Source organism: Archangium violaceum, from assembly GCF_016859125.1.
Lineage (GTDB): Bacteria > Myxococcota > Myxococcia > Myxococcales > Myxococcaceae > Archangium > Archangium violaceum_A.
This window is the reverse complement of sequence record NZ_CP069338.1, coordinates 11,984,643-12,005,163: the sequence shown is the minus strand read 5'-3', so window position 1 is coordinate 12,005,163 and position 20,521 is coordinate 11,984,643. Positions and strand designations below refer to the sequence as shown.

General features: G+C 68.7%; 16 protein-coding genes. 8 read left to right on the top strand and 8 right to left on the bottom strand.

Annotated features, from left to right (window positions below):
* Positions 1-33 precede the first annotated feature (33 nt).
* Positions 34-1,209: an elongation factor Tu gene (gene tuf, locus JQX13_RS50640; protein WP_203406540.1), complete on the bottom strand. Its 1,176-nt coding sequence runs from the start codon at positions 1,207-1,209 to the stop codon at positions 34-36.
* Positions 1,210-1,416: 207 nt separating this feature from the next.
* Entirely contained in the window at positions 1,417-1,734 is a 318-nt protein-coding gene (locus JQX13_RS50635; protein WP_203412642.1) for a hypothetical protein, read from the bottom strand.
* 29 nt (positions 1,735-1,763) lie between these two features.
* Between JQX13_RS50635 and JQX13_RS50630 the strand changes: the two genes are divergently transcribed.
* The 3 genes from JQX13_RS50630 to JQX13_RS55100 all read left to right on the top strand — a co-directional run bounded on the left by JQX13_RS50630 (position 1,764) and on the right by JQX13_RS55100 (position 4,877).
* Positions 1,764-2,438, top strand: coding sequence for a hypothetical protein (locus JQX13_RS50630; protein WP_203406539.1), 675 nt, complete (start codon positions 1,764-1,766; stop codon positions 2,436-2,438).
* Positions 2,439-2,571: 133 nt separating this feature from the next.
* A complete protein-coding gene (locus JQX13_RS50625) occupies positions 2,572-3,846 on the top strand; it encodes a DEAD/DEAH box helicase (RefSeq protein ID WP_203412592.1) in 1,275 nt (424 codons plus the stop codon).
* Positions 3,847-3,986: 140 nt separating this feature from the next.
* A complete protein-coding gene (locus JQX13_RS55100; protein ID WP_239014362.1) occupies positions 3,987-4,877 on the top strand; it encodes an HNH endonuclease in 891 nt (296 codons plus the stop codon).
* Between the two features lie 21 nt (positions 4,878-4,898).
* Here the strand turns inward: JQX13_RS55100 and JQX13_RS50615 are convergent, their stop codons facing one another.
* On the bottom strand, positions 4,899-6,113 hold the full coding sequence (locus JQX13_RS50615; protein WP_203405739.1) for an ISAzo13 family transposase: 1,215 nt from the start codon (positions 6,111-6,113) through the stop codon (positions 4,899-4,901).
* Between the two features lie 1,157 nt (positions 6,114-7,270).
* Here JQX13_RS50615 and JQX13_RS50610 point away from each other — a divergent pair.
* Complete coding sequence (locus JQX13_RS50610; protein WP_203406538.1) at positions 7,271-7,453, top strand: hypothetical protein; 183 nt, start codon at positions 7,271-7,273, stop codon at positions 7,451-7,453.
* Positions 7,454-7,457: 4 nt separating this feature from the next.
* The gene (locus tag JQX13_RS50605) at positions 7,458-7,928 is read left to right on the top strand and encodes a hypothetical protein (protein WP_203406537.1); all 471 of its coding nucleotides are present in this window, start codon (positions 7,458-7,460) and stop codon (positions 7,926-7,928) included.
* Positions 7,929-9,319: 1,391 nt separating this feature from the next.
* Here the strand turns inward: JQX13_RS50605 and JQX13_RS50600 are convergent.
* From JQX13_RS50600 to JQX13_RS50580, 5 genes are all read right to left on the bottom strand, one after another.
* The gene (locus tag JQX13_RS50600) at positions 9,320-10,969 is read right to left on the bottom strand and encodes a sensor histidine kinase (protein WP_203406536.1); all 1,650 of its coding nucleotides are present in this window, start codon (positions 10,967-10,969) and stop codon (positions 9,320-9,322) included.
* Positions 10,966-12,339, bottom strand: coding sequence for a peptide ABC transporter substrate-binding protein (locus JQX13_RS50595; protein ID WP_203406535.1), 1,374 nt, complete (start codon positions 12,337-12,339; stop codon positions 10,966-10,968). Before JQX13_RS50595 ends, JQX13_RS50600 begins: the two co-directional genes overlap by 4 nt.
* Positions 12,336-13,724, bottom strand: a complete 1,389-nt coding sequence (locus JQX13_RS50590) for an FG-GAP repeat domain-containing protein (protein ID WP_203406534.1) — start codon at positions 13,722-13,724, stop codon at positions 12,336-12,338. Before JQX13_RS50590 ends, JQX13_RS50595 begins: the two co-directional genes overlap by 4 nt.
* Positions 13,721-16,318, bottom strand: coding sequence for a penicillin-binding protein 1A (locus tag JQX13_RS50585; RefSeq protein ID WP_239014361.1), 2,598 nt, complete (start codon positions 16,316-16,318; stop codon positions 13,721-13,723). Before JQX13_RS50585 ends, JQX13_RS50590 begins: the two co-directional genes overlap by 4 nt.
* Before the next feature lie 123 nt (positions 16,319-16,441).
* Positions 16,442-17,434, bottom strand: a complete 993-nt coding sequence (locus JQX13_RS50580) for a tetratricopeptide repeat protein (protein WP_203406532.1) — start codon at positions 17,432-17,434, stop codon at positions 16,442-16,444.
* A gap of 286 nt (positions 17,435-17,720) precedes the next feature.
* Here JQX13_RS50580 and xth point away from each other — a divergent pair, with 286 nt between their 5' ends.
* Genes xth through JQX13_RS50565 form a run of 3 tightly spaced genes read left to right on the top strand, consistent with a single transcriptional unit; the run spans position 17,721 to position 20,495 of the window.
* Complete coding sequence (gene xth, locus JQX13_RS50575; protein WP_203406531.1) at positions 17,721-18,491, top strand: exodeoxyribonuclease III; 771 nt, start codon at positions 17,721-17,723, stop codon at positions 18,489-18,491.
* 30 nt (positions 18,492-18,521) lie between these two features.
* The gene (locus JQX13_RS50570) at positions 18,522-19,451 is read left to right on the top strand and encodes an acyl-CoA dehydrogenase family protein (RefSeq protein ID WP_203406530.1); all 930 of its coding nucleotides are present in this window, start codon (positions 18,522-18,524) and stop codon (positions 19,449-19,451) included.
* 21 nt (positions 19,452-19,472) lie between these two features.
* Complete coding sequence (locus JQX13_RS50565; RefSeq protein WP_203406529.1) at positions 19,473-20,495, top strand: MBL fold metallo-hydrolase; 1,023 nt, start codon at positions 19,473-19,475, stop codon at positions 20,493-20,495.
* The last annotated feature ends 26 nt before the right edge of the window (positions 20,496-20,521 follow it).

Sequence of the window (20,521 nt, the reverse complement as noted above, 5' to 3'; positions counted from 1 at the left end):
CCGCCTCCGTCTCCGGAAGCGGCGCTCCTCGAGTCACCTCACGGCGGTGACGACCCCGGCGCCGATCGTCTTCCCACCCTCACGGATGGCGAAGCGCATGCCGGGCTCCACGCCGATGGGGTGGATCAGGCGGAAGCCCACCTGGGCCCGGCCCCCCGGCTGCACGAGCCCCTCGCCCTTCACCTCGATCGTCCCCGTCACGTCCGTGCTCCCGAAGAAGAACTGCGGCGTGTAGCCGGTGCCGAACGCCGTATGGCGGCCACCCTCGTTGGCGGAGAGCACGTACAGCTCGGCCTCCCCGGCGTTGTGCGGGTGGATGGAGCCCGGCGCGCAGAGCACCTGGCCGCGAGCCACCTCCTCGCGCTTGAGACCGCGCAGCAGCAACCCCACGTTTTCACCCGCACGAGCCTCCGGCCGCTGCCGGTGGAAGGACTCGATGCTGGTGACCACCACCTCCCGGGTGTCCGGGCCGCCCGTCCCCACCAGTTCCACCGCCGACCCCGCCGTGAGAACCCCGCGCTGGATGCGGCCCGTCACCACCGTGCCGCGCCCCGAGATGGTGAAGACGTCCTCGATGGGCATCAGGAACGGCGAGGTGTAGTCCCGCACCGGCTCCGGGATGTGCCTGTCGAGCGCGTCCACCAGCTCCCGGATGCACCGGGTGGCCTCGTCCCGCACGCGCCCGGCGGTGACGGCCTCGAGCGCCTTGAGGGCCGAGCCCTTCACCATCGGCACGTCCGCGTAGCCGTGCGCCGCCAGCAACTCCTGCGTCTCCAGCTCCACCAGCCCGAGCAGCTCCGGGTCCGCCACGTCCACCTTGTTGATGAACACGACCATGTGCTCCACGCCCACCTGGCGGGCCAGGAGGAGGTGCTCACGCGTCTGGGGCTGCGGCCCCTGCGAGCCGTCCACCAGCAGGATGGCGCCATCCATCTGCGAGGCGCCGGTGATCATGTTCTTCACGTAGTCCGCGTGACCGGGGCAGTCGATATGGGCGTAGTGACGCGTGGCCGACTCGTACTCGACGTGGGTGATGTTGATGGTGATGCCGCGGGCCTTCTCCTCGGGCGCGCTGTCGATCTGGTCGTAGCCGAGACCCTTCCCGCCATGCAGTGCGGCCATCACCTGGGTGAGGGCGGCGGTGAGGGTCGTCTTACCGTGATCCACGTGGCCGATGGTGCCAACGTTGACGTGCGTCTTGGTGCCCATGGGATTGCTCCTGGTGGTGGGCCGGGCCGGCCCGGTTGAAGGCGCTGGAAAAGAAAAACCCCTCGAGCCACGCGGGCCCGAGGGGTCGGACGGGGAAGACCCTGACGGACTCAGCCGGTCAGGGCGCCTCCTCGCGCCGCACACGCGGGCCTCGCGACGAGCGGGTCGCCGCTGAGACTGAGACTGATGACGTGGGCGCGAAGGAGGTCATGGCCGTCGGAAGGAAGATGAATCCAGGGAGCACTGACGCACCGGGCCGCCGGAACTGACACGCCCCGGCGCGGAGGCACCGGTGCGTGGTTCATCCACCGAGCGGGCGGGCAGCTGGAGCTCCCTGGGCGGCTCCACCCAGGTGATGCGCACGGGGATGCGCTGGACCACCTTCACGAAGTTGCCCGAGGCGTCGTCCGCCGGCAGCAGGGAGAAGCGCCCCCGTGCCGCCCGACAGATGGTGACTTCTACGAAGTGTCGCTCGCTAAGGTGGGACTGCGAGCACCCGGGAAGCAACACGTGTGCTAAGGCCACGGATGAACCACACCGAGCGGAGGCTCGCCGTGTCGACATGCGTGGCCGTGCGGTGGCTGTTGGCGCTCCTGTTCCTGCTCCCCGTCGTGGCTCGGGCCGGGGAGGGGATGCGCTGGGATGTCCCCAGCCGAGGGGCGGAGAGGAGCCATGGGGAACTGAGGCTCGTGCAGGAGCCGGTGGTGGACTCGCCGAGGCTCTTGCCGGATGTCGTGCGGGTGCCGCCCCCCGTGCATCCCTTGGGGCAACGGCTGCTCGTCGAGGGCGTGGCGGGAGTGGGGACAGGACTGGCGGGAGCCCTCGTGGGCGTGGGGGTGTTCATGCTGGGGCGCGGAATTCAACTCCTCGTGCCCGGTGACGGCCTGACGGTGCTTCCCTTCGCGCTGGCGGGCATGGCCATCGGTTTCCCCCTGGGCGTCTGGTGGGGCGGCGAGCTGATGATGGGAAACGGGAGCCTGCTCGCGACACTCGGGGGCTACGCCGTGGGGGGGCTCGCGGCGGCGGGGTTGTGGGCCCTCTCGGAGCCCGCGAGCCAGCCGCTCTCCAGTGTCCTCAAGGGAGTGGCCATCCCCCTGCCCGTGGTGGGGGCGTTCCTCGGATACGAGGTCTCCTCCGGCCTCCGGAAGAAGGCCAGGGGACTCGAGGTGCAACCGGCTGTCGTCGTGTCCACGGAGCGTCAGGCCCTGGTATTGGCCGGCCGGTTCTGAACCACGGCGGAGGGGAGCCCGCCGGGCGCGATCTCCGGCGACTTGTCCGACAGTCGGACAAGTTCGCGCGAAACGTGCCCGGGAGGCCTTCTGGCTCGTGGTTCTCACCGTCATGGCGTGGTACCCCCGTGCCGTGAGCGACACCTTCGACCAACTCGGCCTGTCCCCGGAATCCCTCGAGGCGCTGCGCCGCGCTCGGTTCGAGAGGCCGACGCCCATCCAGGCGCGGGCCATACCTCCGGCGCTCGCGGGCAAGGACGTCATCGGCTGCGCCGCCACGGGGACGGGGAAGACGGCGGCGTACGTGCTGCCCCTGGTGGAGCGGTTCGCCGGCCGGAAGGGGACACTGGGGTTGGTGTTGGCGCCCACTCGCGAGCTGGTGCAGCAGATCGCCGGACCGGTGGAGTTCTTCGGAGGACCGCGAGGTGTCTTGCACGCGGTGGTCATCGGCGGCGAGGACATGGCGGCACAGGCCGAGGCGCTGAAGCGGAAGCCCACGCTGGTGCTGGCCACGCCGGGGCGGCTGGTGGACCTGCTGGAGTCGAGGGTCGCGTCGTTCCCGCAGCTGGAGGCGCTGGTGCTGGACGAGGCGGACCGGATGCTGGACATGGGCTTCCAGCCGCAGCTGGAGGCCATCCTCGCGGCGCTGCCCCGCCGCCGGCAGACGCTGCTGTTCTCCGCGACGCTGGGCCCGGACGTGAGCCGCTTCGCCCGCGAGGAGCTGCACCGGCCGGTGCGCGTGGAGGTGACGAGGAGTGGGACGCCCGCCGAGCGCGCCGAGCAACGGCTGTACGTGGTGAAGCCCGAGGAGAAGTCGGCGCTGCTGCTCACGCTGCTGGCGAGGGACGAGGCGACGGCGCTCGTCTTCACGCGGACGAAGGAGCGGGCGGACAAGGTGCACCGGGGGCTGGAGCGAGCGGGGTACCGGAGCGGGGTGCTGCACGCGGACCGGACGCAGAACGAGCGAAACCAGACGATGAAGGCCTTCCGCGAGGGCAGGTACCGGTGCCTGGTGGCCACGGACATCGCGGCGCGAGGGCTGGACGTGGAGGACGTGGGGCACGTCATCAACTACGACCTGCCGCACGTGCCGGAGGACTACGTGCACCGGATTGGCCGCACGGCACGAGCCTCCGCGAGTGGCGTGGCCTCGACGTTCGCGACGGCGAAGGACCGGCAGATGGTCGAGCAGATTGAAAAGCTCATGCGGGGAGGGATTCCCCGCGTGACGGTGCCGCGCGAGGACCCCGTCTTCCAGGCGGAGTGGGAGCGCCACCAGGCCGCGCAGCGAGACCCGGGCCCGCCGCAGAAGGACCATGGGGTGTCAAAGAAGGCTCCGGGACAGGCCCCAGGGCGGCACGCGAGGTCGCACGGAAAGGGCCCGCGCTCGGGCCCAGCGAAGGAGTGACGCTCAGGTTCAGGAGCGAAGCCGACCTGGCGGATCCCACGTGCCCTCTGAGATGAGGTGGGTCCACCCCATTCGCTGAGTCCTTCACTGTCTCTGGCTCGAGACCCTCCACTGCGGGCATGGAGACACGACGTGCCTGGTTGGCGCTCTCTCTGGGGGCAGAGCGCGAGTACGCAGGGAACGTGGGATATGACGATGAGTTGGACACGGTCTATCGCTACGACGACTATGTTCCGAACCACCTACAAGTGGCGAAGGGGGATCTGCTGATCCTCTGCGACCGAAAGGCCGTCTTGGGCATCGCCAGGATCTCCAGGATTTCTTCCTCGGAGGAACTCAAGAAGTTGAGGCGTTGTCCAGAATGCAGGATCGCGACCATAAAGGAGCGCAAAAAGAAGCGCCCGTCGTTCAGGTGCAGGGATGGCCATGAGTTCGATGAGCCAGTGCCGGATGAGATGCCGATCGTCAAGTACGAGGCTCATTATGATGGGGTTTTCCAAAGAGTTCCTGGGCACATCCCCGTACAGGCGGTTCGCCGGGCTTGTCCGAATTACAACCCGCAGCTTTCCATGCAGAAGGTGGAATTGGAGCATTTGGAAGAGGGGCCAGCGAAGCTCTTGCTTCGCTTGGCGGAAGCGTTGCCCGAGGCAATCCTGGGCCTTGGTCTCATGGCAGAGGATTCGTCAGAAGAGCCGTATGTTCTTGATGAGAGGGATGAAAGGAGGCGCATCGCACGTCAGATCCGCGAGCGCCGAGGACAGGGGCTATTCCGTCAGGAGCTTCGTGAGCGTTTCGGTGACACCTGCTTGGTGACCCGGTGCAGGCTTCCTGACCTGCTCGAAGCGGCTCACATTTCTCCCTATCGGGGAGAGAAGGACAACCATCCCTCGAATGGGCTACTGCTCCGTGCGGACATCCACACGCTCTTTGACTTGGACCTGCTTGGGATCAATCCGGAGACGCTCCAAGTCAGCCTGCATCCCAGATTGAGTGGCATGGGGTACGAAGACTTTGGAGGCTCGGAAAAATAAATGTTCCATTGTGCGTGAAATTCAAACCACGTTGGGTATGAATACGTAGTTCCATTCCCCATGGAACTTGTTCCTTTTTATTCGGAGCGACTCCATCTCATGGTTGGTTACCTTTATGCCAAGAGGGTAGTCGTCCGTATCGAGTGCTGCCTGAATGTGTAGGCCCTTTTCGGTAGTCGTGCTCCCGATGAGGTTGACGACGATCTCTCGACTCTCCAGGGGACGCCCTCTCCAGTTGTGGGTGATATGGCAGAACATCCGATGCTCTATCTTGTTCCACTTGCTCGTTCCGGGCGGTAGGTGGCTGACGCTGATTCGCAGCCCCATCTCGTCCGCCAGGTGCTGCAACTCCACTTTCCACAACCGAGCACGAGCGCTGTTGCTGCCACCGCTGTCTGCGATGATGAGCAACTCCTTCGCTCGCGCGTAGCGCTCTCGGCCCATCTCCAACCACCAGGTTCGGATGGTGGACGTGGCGAAGGCGGGCGTGTCGTGTGTCACCCCTACGCTCACCCATCCCTCATTGGCGCCCACGTCATAGACGCCGTACGGCAGGACTTTACCCAACTCCTTATCTACGAAGTCGTATACCCGAACCTCGGACGGCTTGGCTTTCGGGTGCCACTCCCTTCCTGCGTTCTTGAAGTCCCCCACCAACTCCTTTTTCTTGGCATCCACCGAGATGACAGGCTCTCCGCGCCGGTGGAAGGCCCGCACCAGCGCGTTGATGTGCTCGAATTGTGCGTTTCGGTCGGGATGCTTGCCGCCCTCACGCGTTTTGCGGTTACTCTGGAGGCTGTAGCCCGTCTGGCGCAGAAGTCTCCCCACGGTGCTGGGATCGATGGCATGGCCTCGATGACTCAACTCAGCGGCCAGTTTCACGGTGCTCTTGCAAGTCCAGCGCAAGGGCGACATCGGATCGCCGCGCGTGGCTGGCTCCACCAACACCTCGAGGTCCGACAGCAACGTTGTGTCTTTCTCTGTCGCTTTCTTCCGGCCTCCACCATGGCGGCGTGCGCGGTGGATGTCGAGAGTCACCCCCTGTTCAAGCTCTTTCAACCCCCGCCGTATTGCCGACCGGGACAGTCCTGTGGCCTTTGCCACCAAACTGATGCCTCCCCTTCCCAAGGACCTGGCCTCCGCAGCCGCCCAGCGCCGACGAACCACCTCGTTCATTCCCGCACGCAGCGCCTCGAATTTGCGTTGAACAGCCTCTATCGATGGCGTTACGTTCATCTGTCACCCGTTTGCTGAGTTCAGACACTCAACACGCCGTGTGGAACATTTATTTTTCCGAGCCTCCTTTGCAGGCGCTGTGCTTGCCTGTGATTCGCGCCTGCTGAGCAAGGATGCTCTGGCATCCCGCTGGAGGAGATTCCAGGCAGGTTTGCCACAATAGTCAGGGTGATGTGAGGAACGGTCATCGCTCGAGAGGTCGCGACAGATTGATGCAGGTGCCGCTGTCTGGCTCACCACCCACGTCCTGCTTGCTGCCGTGCTCTTGGATGATTTGCTCGGCAATCGCCAGTCCCGGGAGTGCGTGCCTCCGTCCTTCGTCGTGGAGCAGGGCTCGAAGATACGTGGTCCGGTGTTCGAGCGGAATCCCCTGGCCGCTATCCTGTGGACATTGGGGCTCTTCAGTTGGCCGTAGCCGTGAGTGGAACAGAGGAAATCTCGTTGCTCCGGTTGTCCCCTCGCTATAACGAAGACCACGGGCGTGGGGAGGATCTTTTGCGACGGCTGTGGTGGTTTGTTCTACTGTCACTTCTGCTGGCATGTGCTTCTGGGCGGTCGAGACCGGTAGCGCCGCAGGGGTATGGTGCCTCCACGGAATCGCCTGATCGCAGTGAGGTCGTATCCGATCTGGTGCCAGCCGGGTCCTGTCCGCAGGTGATTCTGGCTGGGGGGCGGAGCAAGTCGGGCAGTCCCTCCATGCTCGGGGCCAGGCCACTCACGATGGTCCTATTGCGGCAATTGGCCTGGAGTCGGGGAATCGGTATTTTTGGCGCATCAGTGACGCGCAACCGCGAAATCGGACGTGCTCTTCAACTCGCCGTAGGACGGAGCCTCAACATCCCAGAGAACTTCCAACGGTTTCCGACCGTTGCACGTAGCCGGTTCTCCAGTGTCGTGCCGGACGGGTTGTTGCTGGCTGGCTGCCTCCACCTGCCCGGTGGTGTGTCATTCAATCCCCAGGGGGCGTTCCTGGAGGTCGTCGGCCCGGACTTCCTTGAGGTGAAGGGTCGAGACGGTCCCCTCAATCTCTCGACGGCTCATGGACAGCTCCTGGGCCTCGTCGACGCACTTGCTCTGATACGCAAACCCTCCAGTTCTCTATTGGGGGCCAAGCGCCACGCCCAGCACTGCTGCTTGTGACGACGGAGGATGCGAAGGTGAACAAGGATCTGGTTTGGGAAGCTGCGAAGCGCAATGTCGCCCTCTACCAATCCATCGTCCTGGAGAAGGAAGGTTGGTTGGTGGTCGGCCCCTTCCACCAACTTACCCGTTTTGCGGATGTTCCACCCCGATTCGAGCTCGCCTCCGAGCCAGAGCAGTTGGATCCGGAAAGGAAGTAAGCCGATGGCGGGATGGATTGGTCTCTACGTGGATGAACCCGATATCGAGTTGCTGCGGGAACATCTCAATGATGATCCAGAGATTGCCTTCATTCTCCCCGAAGGACAGGGCCGCTGGCGTGCGGCCTGGCGGATCGATGATGCCCAGGGGCAGACGATGCTCTGGCATGTACCGGGCGGCCCGTTGCCTCTGCTCGGACACGGAGCAGAGGGAGACACGTTCATCGAAGATCCCTTCGTGGGTTGGACGGAGCGCCGTGCGGGTCGCGATAGGACCGTGCCGTACTTCGGCCCGAGCTGTCCCTCGGCGCTGCTGCTGAGTCTCTTCCCTCCGGGCTGGCGGGGGATGCCACGTGATTCCATCCCGGTGTCGGGCCTCGGATGGTACGGGCGAATGACGGGCGTTTCTCCTCTTCCACCCGCCGCTGGTGGCGGCGCTTCGGGGATTGGGTACGGCGCCGCTCGGTACGGGTGACTCGCGACGGGCCGCTGTTCGAGCCTCATGCCGACATCTGGGCCATGCCCGCAGGTCTTCGCGCCATCCAGTCAGGGGTGGAGCGTCGCCCTTCCTCGTACCACTTCGGGTGAATCGGTACCGCGAGCCAGCGTAGATGGGCAAGAAAGGAGTGCTCGCCCTTCTGCGTCCGAGCTCCTCGCCTGATATCCTACCCGTACACAGGGGCCGCTCCATGCCAAAGAGACTGCTGACGCTGTTGTTGGTGCTCGCCGTGGAAACGGGTTGTCCGCATGCATGGGGTCGAGGAGGTACCATCGAGATGGCCGTACGTAGGGACATGACGCAGTATCAGGCGAATCGGACCTGCCACATGTCTGAAAGCCGATGGCTGGAGATTTGTGACAACCGGGGTCCTAAAGAGACCTCACCCAAGTGCCCGAAGGAGTGTCGCTCTCCCCCCGAGGTCGATTGAGGCGCGGGCACAGCATGAAGTGGCGAACGCTCCTGACCGTCCTGTTCGGCCTCTCTCTTCCGCTACCGCTGGCGTGGTTGCTGCACACCTCCCTTCTTGGGCACACGGGTGAGGAGCGTTCATCTCTGTTGCAAGCTCAAAGCCCGCGCATCCTTCCCATGCTCACGCTCGAGGAGCGCTTGGGTTTGCCCACGTATGAGCGGGACTGCGACTCGGATGCCGATTGCGATCCGCAACTGCGCTGCTTCTTCAACATGCGTACCGTTCGTAGCTACTGCACGGACAGCATGTGCATGACGGACCGGCAATGCCCTGAGGGGTTTGCCTGCCGCATCATGGACACTCAGAGTGGAGAGGATCTTCTTCGTGCCTGCTCGCTGGTGGGAGTGCGCGGTGAGGGGGAGGTATGCGAACCACTGCCTCGCGAGCCATCGGATGGCTGTCGGAAGGACCTGCTCTGCCGGGGCCGGTGTGGCCGGCCGTGCAACCCGCTCGAGCCCGCGGACTGCCCCAATGGCTACTTTTGTGAAGAGGCCCCAGAGGGGCCCACCTGCCAGCCCACTTGTGAAGGTCGCTCCTGCCCTGCGGGCCAACAGTGCGTCTACCGTGGAGAGCGCATTTCCATTTGCGCCAGGGTTCACGGTCCGAACTGTCAGCAAACTCCCTGTCCTCAGGGACAATTCTGCTCGGTCGACGACTATCCACAACGTGTGGACGAGGTGTGGATGCAGTGCCTGCAACCCTGCGGCTCCCTTGCGGATCGCTCCTGCCCCGATGGGACCGTCTGTTACTTCCACAGCTGTCGTAGGTCCTGTACTCCCGAGGATTCCTCGGCCTGCGGATCTGGCTTCACCTGCAAGCGCCGTCCCGAAGAGCCATGGACGTGTGTGCCAGACTTGCGGTCCGGTAGTCGAGAGTGATTCGAACCTGATTTCCGTCAGTGCTCGCGCGGCAGGGAGAGGGTGAAGCAGGCGCCCTGGCCAGGCTCGCCGCCCACGTCCAGCTTGCCGCCGTGCTCCTGGAGGATGCGCGCCGCAATCGCCAGTCCCAGGCCCGTGCCGCCGTCCTTCGTCGTGAAGTAGGGCTCGAAGATGCGTGCCCGGTGCTCGGGTGGAATCCCCGGGCCGCTGTCCTGCACCTCCACCACCGCCTCCCGCTCGTCGCCTCGCACGCGCACGCGCAGGTCCCCGCCTCCCTTCGCCATCGCCTCCTCGGCGTTCTTCACCAGGTTCACCAGCACCTGCGTGAGCTGGTCCCGGTCCGCCTTCGCCACCACCCCGGGCTGTATCTCTGAGTGGATGTGGATGCCCTCCGGCGGTGTGGCGTAGAGCGACAGCACGTTCTGCGCGAGCTCCCCCAGGTCCACCGGCTCCAGCTGCGGCTTGGGCAGGCGCGCGAAGCGGCTGAACTCGTCGACGATCCGCCGCAGCCGATCCACCTCTTCCAGGATGACGCCCGCGCTGTCCCGGAAGAGCGCGGGGAAGCGCGCGTCCTGCGCGTCCTGCACCGCCATCAGCGTCTCCAGCGACATGCGGATGGGCGTCAGCGGATTCTTGATCTCATGCGCCAGCCGCCTCGCCACCTCCTGCCACGCGGCGACCCGCTCGCTGGCCACCAGCCGCTCGGTGGTGGAGCGCAGCTCCGTCGTCATGTGGTTGAACGTCTTCACCAGCTCGCCCACCTCGCCCGTGGCCTTCACCTGCACCTGCACGTCCAGCGCGCCCTCTCCCACCCGTCTCGCGCCCGAGGTGAGCGCCTCCACTGGCTGGGTGATCCGCCGGGCCATCAGCAGCCCCAGCAGCACCGCGAAGCTCAGCCCCAACCCGGCCAGCAGCAGGAAGGAGCGGAACACGCCCACCGTGGCCTCCCGCTCGGCCGCGCGGCTGAAGACGAGCCGCACCGTGGCGACCTCGCCCAGTGGCAGCACTCGCGCCACCGTGGGCGCCGTGACGCTTCCCGCCCTCGCCACCTCCGTGTCCCCGGACAGCAGGGACACCTCCGCCCCCGTGAGCCGCGACAGGTGCGCCGCCAGCCCCTGGTCCAGCAGCACCCCTCCCACCACCCACAGCCGCGAGTCCCCGTAGTCCACCGGTCTCGCGGTGACGAGCGCGGGCACCTCGCGCAGGCCCTGGTCTCCTCGGACCGACACCTTCACCGGTACGGGCTTGGAGGACTTCTCCCGCGTCACCGCGAAGAGCACCGGGTCCGGATCTCCCCGGCGCGCGGGCAGGTGCCCCGAGGACAGCGTGGTGCCCTTCCGGTCGAACAGGGACAGCACCGTGAGACCCCGGCTCTTCATCAGCGGCTGGGCGGTGTCGGCGCGGATGGCTCGGGCGGGGGACTCGCGGGCCTCGCGCGCCAGGTCCTCCATGGCGGAGCTCTCCACCAACTCCTCCACCGCCCGGCGTGCGTTGGCGGCGGCTCGCTCGAGGGCCTCCTGCGCGGAGGCGGTGGCCCCGTCCATGCGCGCGTCCAGCCCTCGCGACAGCGTGGCGCGCAGCTGCGTCAGGGTGAAGGGCACCATCACCGTCAGCGGCACCAGCGCCAGCAGGGCGAAGGCGAGCGCCAGCCGCGTCCTCAACCTCATCTCCGCGCTCCCGGGACACCCGGCACGGTGGGGTGCAGCCAGGCGCCGTCCAGCATGGGCAGCCCCTGGGCGTCGAACACGAGCCCTCCCACCTCCGGTGCCGCGCGCAGTGCCAGCCCCTGCGCATATAGCGGCAGAAGCGGCACGGACGGGGCGAGTGCCAGGGCCCGCTCACGAGCCCTCGTGTCGCGCGCCGCCGCGTCCGGCAGGGCGCCGATGCGCGGCAGCTCCACCCCGAGCAGATCCTTCCGGCCCGCGGCGTCCAGCACCACGGCCAGGGCCGGGCCGGGCACGGGCGGCAGCAGCAGCGAGTGGAGCATCAGCTCGTAGTCGCCCTTCGCCCAGCGGGCGCGCAGCTCGGCGCGCGGCAGGCGCTCCAGGGCCACGGCGTAGCCTCGATCGTGCAGCCTCACCTGGAGGCGCTCGGCCACCGCGCGCTGGTCCTCGCTGCTCGCGTCGTAGAGCAGCGTCACCTTGCGCCCGGCCTGGGCGGGCGGCGGCGAGGGGCGTGGGCCCGCGGACTGGGAGAGGTGCGCGGGCGGCAGCAGGTGCGGCATGGGCACGGCCGGTCCTCGCACGAAGAGGCGCGTGAGGTCCTCGCGATCGATGGCGCTCTCCACCGCTCGCCGGAAGTCCGGAGGCACGCGCCTCGGTGACCAGGCCAGGTAGGTGGCGTATAGCGCCGTGCCCGAAACGGTTCCCGAGTCGGAGAGGACGCCGAGCGCCACCTGGGCCTCCTGCGTCGACCACAGGCGCGAGAGGCCGCGCTCGTCGGTGGGCATCAGGCGCACTCTGTCCACGTACGGCCGGCCCTGGCTCCAGGCGAGCCGTGCTTCCACGGTGTGGGTGCCAGCGGCGGAGAACGGGCCGAGCGCGGCGGGCACGGAGCGTGGCGGGGCGAGCGCCGGGTGGCACAGGGCTCGCTCCAGGTCCGGCCACGGGAAGGCGAGCGCGAGCTCCAGCGTGTCGCCGGTGGCGGAGAGCTGCCGGCCCTCGCCGCGCAGCGGGAAGAGCAGGGCGCGGTAGGGCGAGGGCGCCTCGGAGCCGGTGAGCCGGGCCCAGGCGCGGACGAGCGCGGTGGCCTGCGCGGGAGAGGGCAGGCTCAGGCGCACCACCTGCGCGGAGGGGCGCGACAGCTCCCGTGCGAGCGCGGGCGCGAGGTGCCCGTCCGGGGTCAGGTGACAGGGGGGCCGCGAGAGGAGCCCGAGCACGGTGGCCTCGGTGGGGGAGTCGGCGAGGGCCGGCTCTCCAGGCTCGGCGGGGCCGGTGTGGGCGACGCGCAGCTCGCCTCCGTAGGGGACGCGGCCGGCGGCGAGCGACGGCATGGCGCCGAGCAGGAGGAGGCTGACGAGGGCGTGGCGGAGCGTCATGGCGCACCCTGGCGCAGGAGGAAGAGCACGCCGGTACCATCCGGTTGTGAGAGGCCCACCACCACCTCGCGGCGTTTGTCCCCGTCCAGGTTGGCCGTCACCACCTGGAGGGCGCGGCCAGCGGGAAGGGGCCCCTGCCAGAGAGGCTCGTGGAGGGTGGGATCGCCACCGTTCGTCTTGAAGACGCGCAGCACGTCCGGCGACGGTTGGATTTCAGGCGAGGTGGTGAGCAGCTCCGGCGTCCCATCCCCGTCCAGGTCCCCGAGCGCGCTGCCGGCGCCGAGGCCGGAGAGCGGCAGGGGGGCCACCGAGGGCCGGGAGAAGAAGGAGGCCGAGCCATCCGGGTGGACGAGGAGGAGGCGAGCGTTGGCGGAGCTGAAGGTGGTGAAGCGGGACTGCACACCCGCCAGGCGCTGCTCGCCGTTGCCGAGCCGCACCTCGGGAGCGAAGGCCGTCTGGCCCGGCACGAAGGCGCCGCGCGCGTCCGGGGCCAGGGGCGCGGACTCGAGCCGGGACACGCCTCGCAGCGCGCCTCCCTCCAGGGAGAGCACCTCGCCGTGGGCGAAGCGGGTGGAGAAGGCGGCGATGCGTGGTGGCCCGGAGAGGATGGCCAGTGCGCCGAAGGGCTCGCGGGTGGGAGCGGAGCTGGGGGGCAGCGCCTCCAGCGAGCGCTCGGCGACGAGCTGCCCATCCGCGGCGAAGACGTGGACGGCCCGCTCGGTGAGCGCGACCACCTCGTCCTTGCCGTCCCCATCGAGGTCCCCCGCGGCGAGCGCGGCGGGCGGGGAGGGCAGATGTGCCAGCACGGCGCCCAGCAGGAGCAGGGGAAGCGGCTCCTCGGAAGGGGTGGCGGGCGTGCGCGGAGGCTCCACGGCGGCGAGCGCGAGCACCGCGGCATCCGCCTCCACGGACTGGGCGATGGCGGCGGCGGGAGACGGCGCGCGGGTGGCGGTGCGGCCGGACCAGAAGTTCACCCAGGTGCCGAACAGGTCGCCATGCGCGCGCAGCTCACCGGCCTCCACGCCGAGGGTGAGCCGCAGCAGGGCGCGGGTGCCCTGCTCGCGGGCGAGCGACTCGGCGGCCTCGGGGGAGGGGGCCTCCAGCACCACGGGGGCGAGCCCGGCGGAGGCGAGGCGCGAGGCGAGCAACGTCCCGAAGGCGCGCCGCAACTCAGGGGCTCCCCCGGAGAGGTACAGGGCCACGGGGGGCTCGGGCTTCACCTCGCGGACATCCGAGGCCACGGCCTGGGCGAGCCGCTCGAGGGCCGGAGTGACCGCGGCCTCCTGGGCGGGCCGCGCGGCCGGGGCGGGAGGCCGCTGCGTGGGCTTCGCGGCCGGAGAGGGGTGCGCGGCCAGGAGGAGCGCGGCGGCGAGGGCTCGGCTCACAGACCCCCCCGGCTACCTTCCTGGAGGAAGAAGTCGCTCGGGGTGACGTGGCCGGGCGGGGGCGCCTCGGCGGTGGGCTGGGTGCCGTCGAGGAAGGACTCGAGCCGGCCGGGCACGGCGTTGCCCGCGAGCAGTCCGGTGGCGGGGTCGATGCGCACCTGCACCACGCCGGGGGGCACCTCGAACTCGCGCGCGGGCAGACCCTGGTGGGCGGCGCGCATGAACTCCAGCCAGATGGGGAGGGGCGCGCGGCCACCCGTCTCGGAGCTGCCCAGGGGCGAGTGGTCGTCGAAACCCACCCACGCGCTGGCGACCCAGTCCGCGGTGAAGCCGGAGAACCAGGCGTCGCGGTTCTCGCTGGCGGTGCCCGTCTTGCCGGCGGCGGGGCGGTTGAGCTCCGTCACGGCGCGGGCCGTGCCCTCCTCCACCACGCTGCGCATCAGCGACGTGGTGAGGTAGGCCACCGCCGGGGGCAGCGTCTCCTCGAAGGCCGGCTGGTGCTCCTCGAGCACCTTGCCCTGCGCGTCCGCCACCTTCAGCAGCGTCAGCGGCTCGGCGTAGCGGCCGTTGGCCTGCAGCGTGGCGTAGGCGTTGGCGGCCTCCAGGATGGACACCTCACCGGTGCCCAGCGCCAGGGTGAGGTTCTCCGGCAGCGGCGAGCGGATGCCGGCGCGGCGGGCGAAGTCGATGGCGGTGGCGGGGGTGATGGCCTCGATGAGGCGCACGGACACGGTGTTCTTGGACTTGGTGAGGGCCTCGCGCAGCGTCATGGGGCCCTCGAAGGTGCGGTCGTAGTTCTGCGGCTTCCACGCCTTGCCGGTGTACGGATCGCGGATGGCCTCGGGGGCGTCGTTCACCGTGCTGATGGTGGTGTAGCGCCCGCTGCCGAGCGCGGCGCCATACAGGAAGGGCTTGAAGGACGAGCCGGGCTGGCGCCGGGCCTGCGTGGCGCGGTTGAAGGGCGAGACCTTGAAGTCATAGCCGCCCACCATGGCCACCACGTGGCGGTTCTGGGGGTTGATGACGACGAGGCCGCCCTGCACGAGTGGCACCTGGTCCAGCGTGGCCTCGAGCAGCGCGGGGGCGGGCGTGACGCGAGTGATGCGCACGAGCACGATGTCCCCGGGCTTCATCACGTCCGACATCTTCGAGGGCGCGCTCTTGCCCTTCATGCGTGCCCAGGTGACGGAGGAGAAGGGAATCTCCGCGGTGCGGCCCACCAGGTCCACGCGGGCCTTCTTGCCCGGGTCATCCACCTGGGTGACGAAGCCGGCCACGCGCAGGCCCTCCTTGAGGGGCGCGAGCTGCACATCCTGCGCGAGCTTCTCGTCGGCGGAGAGCTTCTCGTCCTCCTCCTGCTCGGCGTCGGTGGTCACCACCGGCTCCTCGACGGGGTTGGGCTGCGGCGCGCCCGTCTGCGCGAGCGAGGCGAGGTCGGCCACGTACGCGCCTTCCTTCTGACGCCGGCCGGCCTCTTCGATCTGCCGGGCGATGAGGGGCTTGAGGCGCTCGAAGCGCGCGGCCTCCAGCGTGCCCAGCGCGCCGCGGTAGCCCTGCCGACGGTCCACGGCCTCCAGCCCCTTGCGCACCGCCTCGTCGGCGATGGCCTGGAGCTTCGGGTCCATGGCGATGTCCACGCGCAGGCCCCCGGTGAGCACGGCCTGCTCGCCATAGCGGGCGACGAGCGTGCGGCGCATCTCCTCGGCGTAGTAGGGGCCCACTTCGGGGGGCGGCCGGGGGGCGAGCACGATGGGCTTCTCCTTCTCCTTGTCCACCTGCGCCCTGGGCGCGAAGCCGTGCTGCGCCATCTGCTCCAACACATAGCCCTGGCGCTGCTTGGCCTTGACGATGTTCTTCTCCGGGTTGATGCGGTTGGGCGACTGCACCGTGCCCGCGAGCACCGCGGCCTCGCCGAGGCTCAGGTCCTTGGCGTGCTTGCCGAAGTAGTAGAGGGCGGCCTCCTCGATGCCGCTGCGCCCCTGCCCGTAATAGACCTGGTTGATGTAGAGGCTGAGGATCTGATCCTTGGTGAGCGTCTGCTCCACGCGCGGGGTGAGGATCCACTCGCGAATCTTGCGCGAGAGGCTGCGCTCGGGCGACAGCAGCATGTTCTTCACCACCTGCTGCGTGAGCGTGGAGGCACCGGACTTGCGGCTGCCGGGGATGAGGTTCTTCACGGCGGCGCGGGTGATGCCGAAGAAGTCGAGGCCCTCGTGCTTGTAGAAATCCGCGTCCTCGGCGCCGAGGAAGGCGTTGCGCACGTGGGGTGGCAGCTCCTGGATGTCCACCACGGTGCGGCGCCCCTGGGGCATGAAGAACTCGGCGCACACGGAGCCGTCGGCGCAGCGCACCTTGGTGACCTGGGGCAGGGTGTAGTTGCGCAGGGCCTCGGGCGAGGGCAGGCCGCGGCTGAAGTAGAAGTAGGCGCCCGTGACGGTGAGCACGAGCAGCACCAGTCCCACGGCGGCGAGGACGAGGAGCCGCTTCGTCCAGTGCCACAGGAGGGCACCCAGGCCGGGACGGGCCGGGGGCGCCGGAGGAACCGGGGGCGCCGGAGGAGTGGCGGGAGTCGGGGATTGGGGCTGGGAGCTCATCTCGCGGGCCGGGTTCATGGGGCGCGGTGACAACGAAAAGGTGGGCGGACGTTAAACCGCCGGGCGGGGAACCGGAATGGGGCTGGTGGCCGGGTGGCTCGCGAGACGGCTGACGAGCACCGGCTATTCCGGGCACCCCGGGGAGCGCTTGTCTCCCAGGAGTGCCCGCACATCGACGGAGGCACGGGCCTCGCGATTCAGCCGGCCGAGGTTGAGGCGGGCCTTGCTGTCCCCGGGTGAGAGGCGCGTGGCGGTGTCGAAGGCCATGCGGGCCTCCTCGTAACGGCCAATCCGCTCGTAGGCGAGCCCCAGGTTGTTGTGGACGAAGCCCACATGGGGAAGCAGGTAGGCGGCCTGGGCGAGGGCCTCGGCGGCGAGCGCATCCTGGCCGGACCGCAGGTAGGCGAGCCCGAGGTTGTTGAGGGCATACCCATGGTACGGGTCGAGGTGCACGGCCTGTTTGAACCGGATGATGGCCTCGTCGAGCTGGCCAGCGGAGAGGTGGGCGCGGCCGAGCACCTGGTAGATCTCGGGATACTCGGGGTCGAGCTCGAGCGCGGCCTCGGCGGAGCGGAAGGCGCCCTCGAGGTCGCCGAGCTCCAGGAGGAGGCGGGCCCGCTGGACGAAGGGCTCGGGGCCATCCGGGAAGAGGACGGCGAGCTCCCCATGCGCATCGGCGGCGAGCTGCTTGTTCCCGGAGCGGAGGGCCAGGTGGATGAGGGTGTCGAGGGCCTTCTCGGCTGCATCGACATCCTCCGCGGCGTCATGGACGGCGCGGCGGGCCTCGGTGAGGGCACCGGAGAGGTCACCCTCGTCGCGCAGCGAGCGAGCGCGAGCGAGGTGGTCCACGGGGAAGAGGTGCTCCTCATGGGGGAGCGAGAGCGTGTCCACGGGCCCGGCGGGGGCGAGGTCCTCGGCGGTCTCGGGGAGACCCTCACCCCCCTCGGGGAGGAGCGCCACGGGGGTGACGGGAGTGGGCTCGGAGGAGGGGAGCACCCGGTTCTCGAGCCGGGTCGGGGAGGAGGGGAGGAGCGCGCGGGGCCGCCGGAGCTGGCCGGCATCGCAGGCAGCGAGGGAGAGGGCGGCGAGGCAGGCGGACAGGATGGTGTTCCTCATGGTGTGGCTCCTTGTCGGGAGGAGCCCACTGCGATGCGCGTGCCAGCCCCCTCTCCCTCTGGGAGAGGGCGGGGGGTGAGGGTCTACGAGGACGCCTCCCCGCTCCCCGGGCGGGCTCCGTGCGGCCCGAGGGCCACACCCGAGCTATCCGGAAACCCCAAGGGCCACCGTGCCACGGCCAAGGTCACGGAAAGACGTACGGAGACCAGGACCCACAAGGGAATACGCCCGAGGAGGAGGGGAAAAACCGTGGCGGGGGAGGAGGTGACGTGCGACGTTGGGCGGGATGAAGATCGCTGCCTGGAACGTGAACTCGGTCCGAGCCCGCCTGGACAGGCTGGTGGACTGGCTGAAGAGCGCTCAACCGGACGTGGTGTGCCTGCAGGAGCTGAAGTGCCAGGACACCGAGTTTCCGATGGAGGCCGTGCGAGCGGCGGGCTACCACGCCGCGGTGCACGGGCAGAAGACGTACAACGGGGTGGCCATCCTGGCGAAGACGGAGCCCACGGACGTGGTGCGAGGCCTGTCGGACGGGGTGGACGACACGCACGCGCGGGTGATCGCCGCGACGGTGAACGGGGTGCGGGTGCTGAGCGTGTACGCGCCGAACGGGCAGGCGGTGGACTCGGATCAATACAAGTACAAGCTGCAGTGGTACGGGCGGCTGAGGCGCTACCTGGACACGCGGCACAAGCCGGGTGAGCCGCTGGTGCTGTGTGGCGACTGGAACGTGGCGCCCGAGGACATCGACGTGTGGGACGTGGCGCTGTGGGAAGGGCAGACGCTCTGCACGGCGAAGGAGCGGGAGGCGCTGAAGGAGCTGTGCGCGTTCGGGCTGACGGACACGTTCCGCAAGCTGCACCCGAACGAGCAGCGCTTCAGTTGGTGGGACTACCGGATGCTGGCGTTCCCGAAGAACCAGGGACTGCGCATCGACCACATCTTCGCGACGGCGCCGCTGGCGGAGCGGCTGGTGGCGGCGGACGTGGACCGCGAGGCGCGCAAGGGCAAGCAGCCCTCGGATCACGCACCGGTGTGGGCCGAGTTCAAGGACTGAGTCACTGTCGTAGACGGAGGTGCCCCCGCCATGGACGAGCTGCTGCGATTCCTCCTCACCGAGTCCCCCGCTCCGGTGTCCCTCGGCTCCATCGAGGACTGGTGGACGCAGCACCTGCGGCTGGCCTCGCGCTTCTCCCTCCCGGTGGACGTGGCGTTCGCCGGAGGCTTCGCGGCCGACCGGCTGGGTTACGCCTTCGCCTCGGGCTACCACTCGGCCCTGCGCTCCCTGTTCCCCGCGCTGCCTTTTGAGCGCCGGTACGCGCTGTGCGTGACCGAGGCGCGGGGAGGACACCCCTCGGCGATGGACACCCGGCTCACCGGCGCGGGCGATGGCCCACTGCGCCTCGAGGGCACCAAGGCCTTCATCACCCTGGGCACCGCGGCGGACGAGCTGCTGGTGGTGGCGAGCGAGGGGCAGGACGTCCAGGGACGCAACCGGCTGCGGCTGGTGCGGATCGACTCACGCCGTCCGGGGGTGACGCTCACCGAGTTGCCGCCGACTCCGTTCGTCCCGGAGGTACCTCATGCGGAGCTGCGGCTGCACGAGGTGGAGGTGGCGCCCGCGGAAGTGCTGCCCGGCGATGGCTACGAGCGCTACGTCAAACCGTTCCGCACGGTGGAAGACTGTCACGTGTTCGCGGCGGTGCTCGGGTGGCTGATCCAGGTGGCCCGGCGCTCGGGCTGGCCGGACGAGGTACGAGAGGAATTGCTCGCACTCGCGGTGACGATGCGAGGACTCGCGCAGTCGGAGCCGGCTTCACCCGCGGTGCACCTGGCCCTGTCTGGGGCGCTCGATCTGTTCCGCGCGAGGGTGGACGGTCTGGGAACTCTCTGGGAGCGGGTGGATGCACCCACGTGTGAACGCTGGGAGCGGGATCGATTGCTGCTCAATGTGGCGGGCAAGGTGCGCGCGAAGCGCCGGGAAACGGCCCGCCAGAAGTTGATCACCCCCGGGTGAGCGAGGCGGTATAAGCGTCTCATGTTCAACAAAACGCAGAGCCGTTCACGTTCGCACCAGGCGCTCCGCCGCGCGCTGTTCACCTTGTCGTTCACGGGCGCCGCCGTGTGCACGGCGATGATGCCGACGGTGGCGGACGCGGCACCGCCCGCGCAGCAGAAGACGCAGGTGCCGGGCTTCTTCCGCATGAAGCTGGGAGACTTCGAGGTCACCGCGCTGTACGACGGTTACTTCGACCTCGACCCGAAGATCCTCAAGGGCGCGAGCGCCAAGGACATCCAGAACCTGCTCGCGCGGATGTTCCTCGCCACCACGCCGGGCGTGCAGACCGCGGTCAACGGCTTCCTGGTGCACACGGGAGATCATCTGATCCTCGTCGACACCGGAGCGGCCACTGCCTTTGGCCCGACCGTTGGCGCCATGCTGGGCAACATCCGCGCCGCCGGGTACGACCCCGCGCAGATCGACACGGTTCTGTTGACGCACCTGCATGCGGACCACTCCCGCGGCCTGTTGACCGCCGACGGCAAGGCCGCCTTCCCGAACGCCGAGGTGCGTGTCGCGAAGGCCGAAGCGGCCTATTGGCTCGACGAGCAGATCGCCGCCAAGGCACCGGCGGACGTTCAGCCCATGTTCAAACTGGCCCGCGAGGCGGTCGCGCCCTACGTGGCCGCGGGCAAATTCAAGACCTTCGCCGAGGGCGAGGCGCCGGTCCCCGGGGTCGTCGTCTCCCCGTCCCCGGGCCATACGCCCGGCCACAGTGGCTACCTGTTCACCTCGAAGGATCAGAGCCTCCTGGTGTGGGGCGATCTGGTCCACAGCCATGCGACGCAGTTCGCCCGGCCGGAGATCGCCATCGAGTTCGACCTCGATAGCAAGCAGGCGATCGCCTCCCGGAAGAAGGTGTTCGCGGACGCGGCGAAGAACAAGCTCTGGGTCGCCGGGGCGCACCTGCCCTTCCCGGGCATCGGCCATGTGCGCGCCGAGGCGAAGAACTACGCCTGGGTGCCGGTGGAGTACGGCCCCATCCGCTCGGACCGCTGAAGCTCGGGCGCGGCCCCTCCCAGTCA

Coding starts and splice junctions, on each gene's coding strand:
- JQX13_RS50570 (WP_203406530.1), top strand. CDS start 18,522: ATGGACGAGCTGCTGCGATTCCTCCTCACCGAGTCCCCCGCTCCGGTG.
- JQX13_RS50585 (WP_239014361.1), bottom strand. CDS start 16,318: ATGAGCTCCCAGCCCCAATCCCCGACTCCCGCCACTCCTCCGGCGCCC.
- JQX13_RS50595 (WP_203406535.1), bottom strand. CDS start 12,339: ATGACGCTCCGCCACGCCCTCGTCAGCCTCCTCCTGCTCGGCGCCATG.
- tuf (WP_203406540.1), bottom strand. CDS start 1,209: ATGGGCACCAAGACGCACGTCAACGTTGGCACCATCGGCCACGTGGAT.
- JQX13_RS50600 (WP_203406536.1), bottom strand. CDS start 10,969: ATGAGGTTGAGGACGCGGCTGGCGCTCGCCTTCGCCCTGCTGGCGCTG.
- JQX13_RS50580 (WP_203406532.1), bottom strand. CDS start 17,434: ATGAGGAACACCATCCTGTCCGCCTGCCTCGCCGCCCTCTCCCTCGCT.
- xth (WP_203406531.1), top strand. CDS start 17,721: ATGAAGATCGCTGCCTGGAACGTGAACTCGGTCCGAGCCCGCCTGGAC.
- JQX13_RS50615 (WP_203405739.1), bottom strand. CDS start 6,113: ATGAACGTAACGCCATCGATAGAGGCTGTTCAACGCAAATTCGAGGCG.
- JQX13_RS50605 (WP_203406537.1), top strand. CDS start 7,458: ATGGCGGGATGGATTGGTCTCTACGTGGATGAACCCGATATCGAGTTG.
- JQX13_RS50565 (WP_203406529.1), top strand. CDS start 19,473: ATGTTCAACAAAACGCAGAGCCGTTCACGTTCGCACCAGGCGCTCCGC.